Consider the following 12,317-nt stretch of genomic DNA (forward strand, 5'->3'; position numbering starts at 1 on the left):
ATTACAGTGACACCCTTGCTATTTCATCCACGATAGCTAAGTCGCCGTGTCGCACCGCCTCGGTTATCGACTCACTTAGCGCTAAGCACGCCAGGAACACACCATGGCCGTGCGCAGATATCTTCTGAGCTTCGGCACGCTCGGCGCAACGCGCCGTCGCCTCGGCGTTCCACTGCACACTGGTCTGGTTCCAACTGCTCTTGCGGGCCGACACGCGCGCGCCGCAACTGCGGCACACGACTGGCATCATTGGCATTTCGTCGAGGCGATTGTCGTGCTGGACAGACGGATCAAGCCTCATCAGATCGAACCGGCTCCCTGCGCCGCCATGTTGGCCTCGATCTCTTTCATCCATGCCTCGTAGGGTCGGGTGGTGTCCAGCTCAAACTCGAAGCGGTCCACCATATCTGGTTGCACATCGGCGACGTCGACGTAGAACTGCTGATACCAACGCCGCAGCTGGTAAACCGGGCCGTCCTCCTCGACCAGCAGCGGGTTGTCGATGCGCGCCTTGTGCCGCCAGATCTCAACATCCTGCTCGAAGCCCAGCTTCACGAAGTCGCCGAGACTGATCGCCGCCTCCGTGGCCTGATCGCCGGGCAACGTGTCCGTTTTCTTCACGATGATGCCGTATTGCAGCACAAAAGAATTCGAGTCAATCGGATAATGACAATTGATCAGGATCGTCTTGGCATCGCCGTGCTGATAGTGATAGGTCAGGTCGTCGATCATGAAGGACGGGCCGTAGTAGGACGCAACGGAGGTGGTACCAAGCATCTGCGCCCCTTCGGCGCTCCCCAGATCGGGTCGGCTCCCGCCGTTCATGTACTGCGTCGCCACGTGCCCCTCGAAGATGTTCTTGAAATGCGTGGGCAACGAGCCGTGGATGTAGAAGAAGTGCGCCATATCCACTACGTTGTCGATGATTTCGCGACAGTTGCTATGCACGACCGTGGTGTACCAGTGCCAGTCGGTCCAGTCGTCGCTGGTGGCGCCCTCGATGCGCGGGATGGCGACTTCCGGCGGCGGCGGTTTGCGCTCGGGGTCGTTCCAGACGAACAACATGCCGTCCTGCTCAAGCGTGGTCCACGCTTGTGTGCGGGCCAGTTTTGGTGCGCGCCTGCTGTAGGGCACCTGCTTGCAGCGGCCGTCGCCGCCCCAACGCCAGTCGTGGAACGGACACGCGATCTCGTTGCCCTTGACCTCGCCCTGCGAGAGATCACCGCCCATGTGCCGGCAGTAACCATCGAGCACACTGATCTTGCCGTCGCCGCCCCGGAAGACGACAAGCTTGTGGCCGAACGCGTTGATCGCGTGCGGCTTGCCGTCACCGAAATTTCTGATCAGGCCCAGGCAGTGCCAGCCGCGGGCGAACCGGGTCGGCGCGGCCTGCGCTTCAATAAGCCGAACCGGGTCGGCCTCAGTCTGCGACGTCATCGCCATGATCTAACTCCCCCGGCCCGACCCGTGGCAGCCGCTTGTTCCACTCATCAGGACGGCTCTTCCTGCGTCGCGCCGCCCCGGCCTACCGTTCTCCCCGTGACTGCGCACGGCACGACCATCCCTGCGGGACTTCCGGTGGCCGACACAACCGTCGATCTCTTAATTGTCGGCTCAGGCACGGGCATGGCCGCAGCGCTGGCGGCCCATGAACTCGGGCTGTCCGTTCTGATCGTGGAAAAGTCCTGCTACGTGGGTGGCTCGACGGCGCGGTCCGGTGGTGCTCTCTGGCTCCCCGCCTGCCCCGTGCTGCGGGAGGCCGGCGCCGACGACACCACGGAGCGCGCCAGTGCCTACCTGGATTCGGTGGTCGCAGGATCGGCGTCCCGGCAGCGTTCGTCCGAGTTTTTAGCGCACGTGTCCGCAACGGTCGAAATGCTGCGCCGAACGACCCCCCTACGACTGTTTTGGGCTCGGGACTACTCCGACTACCACCCCGAGGAGCCCGGCGGCAGCGCGGCAGGCCGCACCTGCGAATGCCGCCCCTTCGATACCTCGGTTCTCGGCGAGTACCGCGCCCGGCTACAGCCCGGCGTGATGGAATCGAGTGTCCCGATTCCCACGACGGGCGCCGACTACCGCTGGATGAACCTGGTTGCACGCGTACCGCACAAGGGCATTCCGACGTTCGGCAAGCGACTGACGCAAGGCGTCGGCGGGCGGCTGCTCGGCCGGCGTTATGCCGCCGGCGGCCAGGGCCTGATGGCCGGGCTGTTCGCGGGTGTGCTGGGCGCCGGTATCGCCGTGTGGACCGACACCGCGCTGCTGCGTCTCACCGGTGACGGCGACCGCGTGACCGGCGCTGTCGTGGACCATGACGGACGCGAGGTGACCATCACCGCCCGGCGTGGCGTGGTGCTGGCTACCGGTGGTTTCGACCACGCCATGGATATGCGGTGGAAATTCCAGTCGGAGTCGTTGGGCGCCAACGTGAGCCTGGGCGCGAACACCAACACCGGCGACGGGATCCGGGCGGGACAAGAATTGGGCGCGGACCTCGATCTGATGGATCAGGCATGGTGGTTCCCCGCCGTCGCGCCGCTGCCCGGTAAGGCACCCGCCGTGATGCTGGCCGAGCGGTCACTGCCGGGCTGTCTGATCGTGGACCAGAACGGCCACCGATTCGCCAACGAGTCGGCGGATTACATGTCCTTCGGCCAGCGGTTGCTCGAGTTGGAACGGACCGGAAGCCCGGTCGAAACGATGTGGATCATCTTCGATCAGCAATACCGCAACAGTTATGTCTTTGGTGCCGTGCTCTTTCCGCGGATGCGGATTCCGCAGGCGTGGTACGACGCCGGCATCGCGGTGCGCGCCGACAACTTCAGCGCCTTGGGCGAGCAGATGGGTGTGTCGGTATCGGAATTCTTCCAGACGATGACTCGCTTCAACCAAAACGCCGCTGCCGGTGCGGATCCCGACTTCGGTCGGGGCCGCAGCGCCTACGACCGCTACTACGGCGACCCGACGATCAAGCCGAACCCCAACCTGCGTCCGTTGATCAAAGGCCCGTTCTACGCCGTGAAGATGGTGCTGTCCGATCTGGGTACCTGCGGCGGCCTGAGAGCAGACGAGCGCGCGCGGGTGCTGCGCGAGGACGGCGGCGTCATCGCCGGGCTGTATGCGATCGGCAACACCGCAGCCAATGCGTTCGGCACGACCTATCCAGGCGCGGGCGCAACCATCGCGCAGGGGCTGGTATACGGCTACATCGCAGCCCGGGACGCCGCCGGATAGTTGTACTGCTAATTGCGCTCCGGGGCCAGACGCTTCAGGGCCAGCCCGCCTTCGAACGGCCGGTACCCGAACGCGGCCGGCGCACGGTAGCCGGTGTCCTCCAGCGGCGAGTGCACCTCGTTGACGGTCGGACCGATCTTGGCGGCAACCTGTACCAGCGCGTCGAGGTCGAAGCGGTAGAGGCGTCCCGCGTTGCCGCCCAGGATCTTTCGGCAGTCGTCCTCGGACCTGTCGTGCAACGCCCAGCGGATGGCCAGCTTGGACTGGGGCGCGAAGCCCTCCTCGTGGGGATAGTCGCTGCCCCACATGATGTGGTCAGCCCCCATGAAGTCGATCATCGCGGAGTCAAACGGGGCCAGCTCGCTGGCCAGGTAGCAGTTGCGCTTGGCGTATTCGCTCGGGGTCATGGTCAGTGCGTCGACCGACGACCCGCCGAACATCCCGTAGGTGCGGTTGTGAGCCTCGGATTTCATGGTGGGCACCATGGCGTCGAGCATCGCCAGTTGCGGAGGAACCCACAACGTGCCCTGCTCTGTCGGCACGAACCGCAGCGTCGGGTACCGCTCGAAAACCCCGGCCAGGATCAGGTGGCCAAGCGTGCGTTGGGCCCATAGCGCCATCTCGGTGATCAAGACGGCGTTAGACGCTGGCTGGTCCATCGGCATCTCGGGGCTACCGGCTCCCGCATGCTGCACCACTGTCAGGTCCAGCTCGGTGCACAGTGCCCAGATCGGCTCGTAGCGGGTATGGAAGAGCGGGGCCACCTGAGGGTCGCCGGGCGATACTGGCGGGATGAGCACGCCGCCGAAACAGTCCTGCTCCGCTCCCCAGCGGATCTCCTCCAAAGCCAGCTCGACATCGTTGGGGAAGATCTGAATCAACCCGCGGCGACGGTCCGGGGCCAGCGAACAGAAGTCGATCTGCCAGCGGTTGTGGGCCTGCACTCCGGCCCACCGCTTCTCGAGATCGTCGCGGGTCCGGGGCAGGCTGATGGTGATGTTGGGAGTGGTCGGAAAGAACGGCGGGACCGTGTTCGGTAATAGCACCTCGGCGGCTACCCCGTCGGCGTCCATCTCGGCGATCCGGAGATCGTGATCCCAGTTTCGGTCTGCAGTTGCGATGATCAGGTCGTCGAAGGGGCTTACGTATTCCTTGGCCCAGGCATCAAACTCGTCGTGCAAGCGGGCGGGCAGATACTGCCTGTAGTCATGGAGATCCGCCCCGGCGTGGGTGTCCGTAGAGATGACGAGGTAGCGATCGATCGTGTCCCAGCTTGCAGCCATCGGTCCTCCGTTGTTGCAAATGTACTCGCTAGGTTCCGGGCCGGCCGAACAGCTAGCGAGGGTTCATCTCAGTGAGCGGGACACTTCGATCGGCTAGTCCGCCGCGCGCTTGGCCTCGACCTGCTTCTCGACCTCACGCCAGTAGCCAGGCGTAGGGCGGGGTCTTCCGAAACCACCCTTTGCGGCCTTCGCGATGATGGCGTCGGCCTCGTCGATGTCCTTCATCAGTTCCAGTGCGAACTCACGCTCTGCCGCATAGTATTTCGCCGCCCAACGCAAGGCGATCACCGAATACGCCCAGGCGGGCTCCGCCTCGGCCCCCTCGGCATCCTCGATCGCTTTGCGATGCCGGGATTCCGCGTACGCCACGTGCTCCTGCAGCAACTCCTTGAGCCGAGCTGGGTTACTGAGATGCCCGAACGTCACCCGCAGCAACACGCTGTGCTTGAGCACCGGCGGGTCCACGGGCGCGTCGTTGGTCCAGTCGGTGACGGCTTCCATCCCGGCCGGGGTGATCTTGTAGAGCCGACGGCTGCGGGTACCCTCGTCGCGTTCGACGCGGGATGTCACCAGTCCCAGGCCCTCCAGCTTCTTTAACTCTGTGTAGATCTGGCTGTACGACGGGCTCCAGTAATAGAGGTCGACGCTCCAATCGATCCACTTTTTGAGGTCATAGCCAGAGACTTCCTCCTCGTAGGACATCATGCCCAGCAGTGCCCAACTGGTAGCGGCGAGTGCCGCCTTCGTCGGGTTCTCGCTGGCAGGATCCGTCTCGGAGTCCACGCCGCCAGGTTAACAACACAGAACGGAACTTTGCGCGACACTGACCGCTGGCCGGGACACCAGCGATGATGGCGGCTTCACCCAAGTTGATCCGTATGGTTCGCTGGCACCATGACCGACTCCGGCCCCACCCGCGTTGCGGTCTACCTCGACTTCGACAACATCGTGATCTCGCGGTACGACCAGGTGCACGGGCGCAACTCATTTCAGCGCGACAAAGCCAAAGGGCTGGACAAGGAGCGTCTCGAGCTCGCGGCCGTCGACATCGGCGCGGTGATCGACTTCGCCTCGTCGTTCGGCACTCTCGTGCTCACCCGCGCGTACGCGGACTGGTCCGCCGACGTCAACGCCGCCTACCACGGCCAGCTCGTGGGCCGCGCGGTCGATCTGGTCCAACTGTTCCCCGCCGCCGCCTACGGCAAGAACGGCGCCGACATCCGGCTGGCCGTCGACGCCGTGGAAGACATGTTCCGGCTTCCCGACCTGACCCACGTGGTCATCGTCGGCGGCGACTCGGACTACATCGCCCTCGCCCAGCGCTGCAAACGCCTGGGCCGCTACGTCGTCGGCATCGGCGTGGCGGGCGCCAGCAGCCGCTCGCTGGCCGCCGCGTGCGACGAGTTCGTCACCTACGACGCGCTCCCCGGGATACCGACCGTCGCCGCGTCGGCCCCGAAGAACGGCAGGCGCGGCCGAAAGACCAACGCGTCCGAGCCCGACGACGAACCGGCGCCCGCCGACCCGCAAGCCGCCGCCACCGGACTGCTCGAGCGCGCGCTGCGCATCGGCCAGGAGAAGGACGACGCCGACTGGCTGCATAACTCGGCGGTCAAGGCCCAGATGAAACGGATGGACCCGTCGTTCAGCGAGAAGTCCTTGGGGTTCAAGTCATTCAGCGACTTCCTGCGCTCGCGAAGCGATCTCGTCGACCTCGACGAGAGCAGCACGACGCGCATGGTGCGGCTGCACACCGACACCGCATGAGCAACATCACGCCTACCGCAGTGAAGATCACGCTCGCCGGGATCGTCGCGACGGGCTGCTGTGCGGGAATCCCCGCTGCCGCCGCCGACGACCCGATCTGTTTAGCCGACGTGTGCGCCTTCTATTCCCCGTCGCACAACATCAGCTGCGAGATCGATTACCAACGCGGTGCCGGCATGCCCGACGAGGCCTATTGCCAGACCATGTCGCCGCACCACTCCGTGCGCATGGATCCCACCGGCGCGTTCACGGTCTGCACGGGTGAAACCTGTTTGGGCAACCCAGGATTGGGCCAGGCAACGCTCCCCTACGGCCAAACCGCCGGCATCGGCCCGTTCAGCTGCCGGTCGGAGGTCAGCGGAATCACGTGCACGGTCGCGTCGGGCCGCGGCTTCACGATCTCCAGCTCGGGAATCACGCCCGCGGGCTGACTCACCTGATGTGCAGTCCGCGCTTGCGGACCCACAGCACGGCCAACACGGTTCCCGCCGCCCAGACCGCCAGGGCGATGCCGAGATGCACGAAGCTTTTGGTGTCGCGCCCGAACACCGGCCCGATCGCCGCGGGGACCTGTGTCCACAACACTTTGTGTTCGATTCCGCCCATCGGGTCGGCGAGGTAGTACACCGCATACGGCAGCGCCAGCGCGAAAATCCAGGCGCCGGTGCGCCGCCAGTCGCGGCGATCCTCCCACCGCTGCAGCAACGGCTCGGCGCCCACCGGGAACAGCACGGAGATCAGATTGCCCACGCCCAACCAGGTGATGATGGGCACCGCAACATTGGGAATCGTGACTGCCAGTTGCGCCGGCGTTTGCTTCCACAATGTCAACGCCATCGCCATCGCCAATGTCGGCAGGCCCACGATCACAATCAGGGCCAGGTTCTTGATCAGCAGCACCCGCCAAAATGACACCCCGTCCGACAAACCCTTTGCGACGCGGTGGTGGTCGGCGCCGAGCAGGTTGGTCGTGGTGACGTCGGCCAGCACGAACGAGGCGAAGTAGGTGCTGATCAGGACCACCCAGTCGAAGTGATGGTGATGGTAAAAACCGGCGTGATGGTAGTGGGAGTGGGTGTGGTGGTGCGTGGGTGCGGTCAGGTGCTGCACCACCAACCACGCCACGGCGAGCAACAGGTTGGCCAGTACCCCGGACAGCCAGATGCGCGGCGGGGTGAACGCCCAGCGAACCTCGGACCGCAACGCCGACCATGGACCCTTGCCGAGGTCTTCGGCGGCCCGTTCGGCGGCGACGCGATGGGCGGGCGATGCACTCATCGAGGCGCGCAGCGCGCCGCGCACGGGTTGGCGTTTGGGCCTACTCGACTCCGACATCCGCTCCACCGTAGCGTCCGGGCACCGGCGCCGCGGCGCGCTCAGGCGGGCGGCGAGGTGGCGACGATCGTGTCCTGCCCTGTCTGCCATGCGCTCGTGAACGTGGCGACGGGGATTTGCTCGTCGGCGTGATCGACGCCGGGGTCGCTGAGGTGAACGATTTCCTTGTTCGTGTCGATCGCGGTGATTTCGACGTAGTGATCGGCCTTGGTGCGCTGGTCGGTGCTGTTTCCGGTTTGGTCGCCGATGATCGTGGAATTCACCCAGGCGATGACCTTGCGGCCGCCACCGAGATACTGCTGCAGCTGCTCCATACTGGTCTGGTCGCCATAGGTCATCGCCGATTTGATGCCGAAGTGGTCAAGCAGCACGACCAAATCCTCAACGGAGACACCGCCATTGGCGCCCTCATGGCTCGGATCGTTCGAGGCCGCATAGATCATCGTCCCCGGGTTGACGCTCGACGGCGTGCTCTGCGCCAGCGTGATCATCTCTTGCTCGCTCGGCTGGTTACCGGTGCGCTCACCGACGATGTAAGACACCGCCATCAGCCCACAGTTGTCTTCCTTTGACTGCGCGCGCCAAAACTTCACCGCCGCACCCGGGTCGCCGTACACGCCAGGGCCGATGGTCGGCTGCGGGGTCGACGGCGAGTTGCTGGGCGCTCCCTCGGCAGCCGGGGACGCCGCGTTGCTGGTGGCAAGGGACGGTGCGGCGCTGGTGGACGACGAGGTCGAGGACGTGCCCGAGGCGCACGCTGCGAGGGCGGCGACGGTGGCGATGGCGAGGCAAACGACCACCGCGGCACCGCGTGTCGCGATGAGGGTCCGGGCATCCGTTTTGCTGATGGGCATAGTGAACCATCGTTTTGCCGGCCGTGCACGCTGCTAGAACGTGTTACAGTTTGCCGACTTCGCGTAAGGAGGCTCCCATGGATTCCTACGTGATACGGCGTGAACCGTAAACGCGTCGTCGTAGCGGGATTGGGAGACGTTGGTCTGCTGACCGCGATCCGCCTGGCCGGCCACGCCGACGTCGTCGGGATCTCGGTCAAACCAGCGTTGGTCAGCGGCCAGGAACTCGGCGTACGCCTGGCCCGTCCCCACGACTGGGCCCGCGACTACTGGATTCCGTTCGACAGATTCCGCCGGCTGGACGGGGTCCGGACCGTTCACGCAACGCTGACGGGCGTAGACCTGGCCGCCCGAACGGTCCGTGGGCGGCGCGACGATGGCACCACCATCACGGAGCCATACGACGCGCTGGTCATCTCGACCGGAGTCGCCAACGGCTTCTGGCGGCAGCCGACACTGCAGTCGGCCGCTGAGATCGGCGCCGGCCTGCGCGCCGCACACGATCGGCTGGCGGCGGCCAACTCGGTGATCATCGTGGGCGGCGGCGCGGCCGCGGTCAGCAGTGCCGCCAACATGGCAACCACGTGGCCCGCCAAGCGGATTGACCTCTATTTTCCTGGAGAGCGCGCGTTGGTCGCGTACCACCCGGGGATTTGGCAGCGCATCCGAGGCAGGCTGACCGACCTCGGCGTGGGCGTGCACCCCGGGCACCGCGCCGTGATCCCGGAGGGATTCGCGGGCGACGAGATCACCGGCGAACCGGTCAGCTGGAGCACGGGACAATCCCCGGCTCGCGCCGACGCGGTGCTGTGGGCGATAGGCCGGGTTCAACCCAACACCGCCTGGCTGCCGGCGGAACTGCTCGACGAACACGGCTTCGTGCGGGTGACACCCGACCTGCGCGTGCCCGGCCACCGGGGCGTCTTCGCGGTCGGCGACGTCGCGGCCACCGACCCGCTGCGCAGCTCCGCCCGCAATCGTGGGGATGCCTTGGTGGCCCACAACATCCGCGCCGAATTCACCGGTCGAAAGCTGCGCACCTTCCGGACGCCCGGGCGGCGGTGGGGATCGCTGTTCGGTATCCAGCCCAACGGACTGGAGGTGTTCTTCCCCACCGGCAATGCATTCCGCTTCCCGTCATGGTCGGTCGATCGGGTGGTGATGCCGTGGATCGTTCGCTGGGGCATGTATCGAGGCGTGCGCGAAAACAACCATGCGATTCCGGTGCGGTCCGAGCGGGAACACTGAGCGCGTGGTTGGGACGCAAGCGTTCGAGAAATTGGTTGCGCTGCTGAACTATCCGATGTTCGTCGTCACCACGCAAGCCGATGGCGTCGCGGCCGGATGTCTGGTGGGCTTCGCAAGTCAGGCCAGCATCCATCCGCCCCGGTTTCTGGTCGGTCTGTCAACGCAGAACCACACGTTCCGGGTGGCCACGGAAGCCACCCACCTGGCGGTGCACGTGTTCGACCGCGCGCATCTCGACGTGGTCGAACTGTTCGGCAGTCAAACGGGCGACAAGGTCAAGAAGTTCGACCGCTGTTCCTGGCATCACGGTCCCGCGCAGATGCCCATCCTCGACGAGGCGGCCGCCTGGTTCGTCGGCGAGATCCTCGATCGTTTCTCTTTGGGCGACCACGTCGGGCACCTGCTGCAACCAGTTGACGGCAGCCCTCCGCACGAACTCGAGCGGTGGGTGTCCTTCAGCGACGTTCAGCACTTACCACCGGGTCACGAGGCCTGATAACCGCGGCGCACCGTGCGATCGAGAATGCCCAGCGTCGCCCGTAGCGCGCCCTCGGACAACACCGGGAAGATTCCGGCGTCGCGCCACTTCTGATCGATGTTCGACCAGTCGTAAAACGCGGTGACCACGGTGCCCGTCCCGTCGTCGGCCGGCTGGAGCCGGTAGCCGTAGACGTGGCCGATGGGTGGCTTGATCTGGCCCAGCACCGTCCACGCGATGAGCCGATCCCGCTCGAACTCGGTGATGCTGACGGTGACGTCGTATTTGCCGAACTGCGGGAAGTCGTTCAGCGCTTCGCGGTCCATGTGGACCACGAAGGTGTCGCCGACGGCCGCCACCGGGTCGCCTTCGGCGTCCTGCAGCATCCCCGATGAGTCGATCGCGACGTGCCCCTGCGGGTCACACAGCAGCGCGAAGATGTCGGGCGCCGTGGCCGGGATGATGCGATCGATCTCGATGCGTTCGGTCATGATTCCCCGCAACCCCCGAAGATGAGATGGTCAATCACTTTACGGCTATTCGCCGGGGGAACTCGACCAGATCGGGTGTGCGGCAGTGGGTATACGGTTGGCGCTGGAAAAATCACATTAACTTGCGATTAACGTGGCACGAACGGGGCACGACACGGCGGCGTAGGGCCGCTTCGGCGCGACCTGCGGGAGGGTGTGTAGCGATGGACTTCGCGGCATTGCCACCGGAAATCAATTCCGGGCGGATGTATGCCGGTGCTGGGTCGGGCCCCATGCTGGCCGCCGCCGCTGCGTGGGACACGCTGGCCGCCGAACTGCGTTCCGCGGCCGGTGCGTATCAATCGGTGATGGCCGGATTGATCGCCGGCCCGTGGCTGGGCCCCTCCGCCGCGTCGATGGCAGCCGCCGCTGCCACCAGCGCGGCCTGGATTGACGCGACCGCCGCGCAGGCCGAGCAGACCTCCGTCCAGGCCAAGATGGCGGCCGCCGCATACGAGACGGCGTTCGCGGACACGGTGCCCCCGCCGGCCATCGCGGCCAACCGCAGTTTGCTTGCAATGCTGGTGGCCACGAACCTCTTCGGGCAGAACACCCCCGCCATCGCGACCACCGAGGCCGACTATGCGGAGATGTGGGCCCAGGACGCCGCGGCGATGTACGCCTACGCGTTCTCGTCGGCGTCCGCGACCACGCTCTCGCCGTTCACCGAACCACCGCAAACCACCCGCCCGGCAGCGCTGGCCGACCAGGCCGCCGCCGTCGGCCAGAGCACCGGCACCGCCGCCGGGAGCGTCCAAAGCACCGTTTCGTCGCTGGCCGCGGTGCCCAACGCGCTGACCGGCCTAGCCGCCCCGGCCGCGGCCGACCCACCGTCGCTGCTGACCCTGATCAACCTCCTGGGCAGCCTGAGCTCAATCTTTGTCGACCCAGAAATCGGGGCGGCGGGACTTACCGTCGGCACGGTGGCCCTGCCCTTCGACACTGTGAGTGCCCTGACCGGTACCCACACCGACGAGATCGTCAGTGGCTGGGCTGGCATCCAGCCCTGGCCGGGCAACGCACCGGTGCCGCCGACACCGTTCCCCGTGATCACCAACCTCAGCGGGGGGACGACGGCGTCGGCGTCCCTGGGCGGGGCGAACAAAATCGGCGCACTGTCGGTGCCCGCGGGCTGGACCGCCGAGGCCGCCCCGGCGGTGCGGCCGGCCGCGCTCGGGTTGCCGGCGGCCAGCGCAGGTGCCGCACCCAACGCCGCGCTGACCATTGGTACCGGTAGTCCGCTAGGCGACATGGCCGTCGGGGCGACGGCCAGCCGAGCCCTCAGCGGGGCCCTCGGCACGGGTCGCCGGGAAGGCGCCAGAACGCCTGCCAGTGGCACGGAGTCGCTCGAACGAGGCGGCGTCGTCAAGGGAATCGCCGCCGAGCTGCGGGAACTGGCTGAGCTTCGCGACTCGGGAGTGCTGACCGAAGAAGAATTCCTCGAGCTGAAACGACGTCTTCTCGGCCGCTGACCGGCCGGACGCGCTCGACAGGCGACGAACCGCGGACCTTCCTATGATGAGGGGGTCCGGGGTGAAGCTTTCATCGAATCGCATGCGCGACATCACCTTCAGTCCACGTCGCC

Annotated in this window: 13 protein-coding genes; 6 read left to right on the forward strand and 7 right to left on the reverse strand. The window is 66.0% G+C overall.

What is annotated here, in order from left to right; all coding sequences use genetic code 11:
* Position 1: 1 nt before the first annotated feature.
* Complete coding sequence (locus A5744_RS25055; protein WP_076062112.1) at positions 2–301, reverse strand: ferredoxin; 300 nt, start codon at positions 299–301, stop codon at positions 2–4.
* Positions 301–1,437 carry a Rieske 2Fe-2S domain-containing protein gene (locus tag A5744_RS14505; RefSeq protein ID WP_076062231.1) on the reverse strand — a complete coding sequence of 379 codons (1,137 nt, stop codon included), beginning with the start codon at positions 1,435–1,437 and terminating at the stop codon, positions 301–303. Before A5744_RS14505 ends, A5744_RS25055 begins: the two co-directional genes overlap by 1 nt.
* A gap of 102 nt (positions 1,438–1,539) precedes the next feature.
* On the opposite strand from A5744_RS14505, the gene A5744_RS14510 reads away from it, so the two are divergent.
* Positions 1,540–3,237 (forward strand): 3-ketosteroid-delta-1-dehydrogenase, encoded by a 1,698-nt coding sequence (locus A5744_RS14510; RefSeq protein ID WP_076062114.1) that lies wholly within the window; start codon positions 1,540–1,542, stop codon positions 3,235–3,237.
* An 8-nt stretch (positions 3,238–3,245) separates the two neighbouring features.
* Here the strand turns inward: A5744_RS14510 and A5744_RS14515 are convergent, their stop codons facing one another.
* Together A5744_RS14515 and A5744_RS14520 are read right to left on the reverse strand one after the other, a co-directional pair.
* Entirely contained in the window at positions 3,246–4,520 is a 1,275-nt protein-coding gene (locus A5744_RS14515) for an amidohydrolase family protein (RefSeq protein ID WP_076062116.1), read from the reverse strand.
* Between the two features lie 93 nt (positions 4,521–4,613).
* Entirely contained in the window at positions 4,614–5,303 is a 690-nt protein-coding gene (locus tag A5744_RS14520; protein ID WP_076062118.1) for a PadR family transcriptional regulator, read from the reverse strand.
* A gap of 111 nt (positions 5,304–5,414) precedes the next feature.
* Between A5744_RS14520 and A5744_RS14525 the strand changes: the two genes are divergently transcribed.
* Together A5744_RS14525 and A5744_RS14530 are read left to right on the forward strand one after the other, a co-directional pair.
* A complete protein-coding gene (locus tag A5744_RS14525; RefSeq protein ID WP_076062120.1) occupies positions 5,415–6,287 on the forward strand; it encodes an NYN domain-containing protein in 873 nt (290 codons plus the stop codon).
* Positions 6,284–6,718 (forward strand): hypothetical protein, encoded by a 435-nt coding sequence (locus tag A5744_RS14530; RefSeq protein ID WP_076062122.1) that lies wholly within the window; start codon positions 6,284–6,286, stop codon positions 6,716–6,718. The genes A5744_RS14525 and A5744_RS14530 overlap by 4 nt, the downstream gene beginning before the upstream one ends.
* Position 6,719: 1 nt before the next feature.
* Here A5744_RS14530 and A5744_RS14535 read toward each other — a convergent pair whose 3' ends face one another.
* Together A5744_RS14535 and A5744_RS14540 are read right to left on the reverse strand one after the other, a co-directional pair.
* Positions 6,720–7,565 carry a hypothetical protein gene (locus A5744_RS14535; protein ID WP_076062232.1) on the reverse strand — a complete coding sequence of 282 codons (846 nt, stop codon included), beginning with the start codon at positions 7,563–7,565 and terminating at the stop codon, positions 6,720–6,722.
* A gap of 98 nt (positions 7,566–7,663) precedes the next feature.
* On the reverse strand, positions 7,664–8,476 hold the full coding sequence (locus tag A5744_RS14540) for a C39 family peptidase (RefSeq protein ID WP_083679299.1): 813 nt from the start codon (positions 8,474–8,476) through the stop codon (positions 7,664–7,666).
* Between the two features lie 99 nt (positions 8,477–8,575).
* On the opposite strand from A5744_RS14540, the gene A5744_RS14545 reads away from it, so the two are divergent.
* Both A5744_RS14545 and A5744_RS14550 read left to right on the forward strand, forming a co-directional pair.
* Positions 8,576–9,724, forward strand: coding sequence for an FAD-dependent oxidoreductase (locus tag A5744_RS14545; RefSeq protein ID WP_076062124.1), 1,149 nt, complete (start codon positions 8,576–8,578; stop codon positions 9,722–9,724).
* A gap of 55 nt (positions 9,725–9,779) precedes the next feature.
* Positions 9,780–10,220 carry a flavin reductase family protein gene (locus A5744_RS14550; protein WP_346425765.1) on the forward strand — a complete coding sequence of 147 codons (441 nt, stop codon included), beginning with the start codon at positions 9,780–9,782 and terminating at the stop codon, positions 10,218–10,220.
* Here A5744_RS14550 and A5744_RS14555 read toward each other — a convergent pair.
* Positions 10,208–10,693 carry a polyketide cyclase gene (locus A5744_RS14555; RefSeq protein ID WP_076062128.1) on the reverse strand — a complete coding sequence of 162 codons (486 nt, stop codon included), beginning with the start codon at positions 10,691–10,693 and terminating at the stop codon, positions 10,208–10,210. The two genes, A5744_RS14550 and A5744_RS14555, sit on opposite strands and share 13 nt — an antisense overlap.
* Positions 10,694–10,896: 203 nt before the next feature.
* Here A5744_RS14555 and A5744_RS14560 point away from each other — a divergent pair, with 203 nt between their 5' ends.
* A complete protein-coding gene (locus tag A5744_RS14560) occupies positions 10,897–12,204 on the forward strand; it encodes a PPE domain-containing protein (RefSeq protein WP_076062130.1) in 1,308 nt (435 codons plus the stop codon).
* Positions 12,205–12,317 lie beyond the last annotated feature (113 nt).

The sequence above is a fragment of the Mycobacterium sp. IS-1264 genome (assembly GCF_001954195.1).
In the GTDB taxonomy this organism is placed as follows: Bacteria; Actinomycetota; Actinomycetes; order Mycobacteriales; family Mycobacteriaceae; genus Mycobacterium.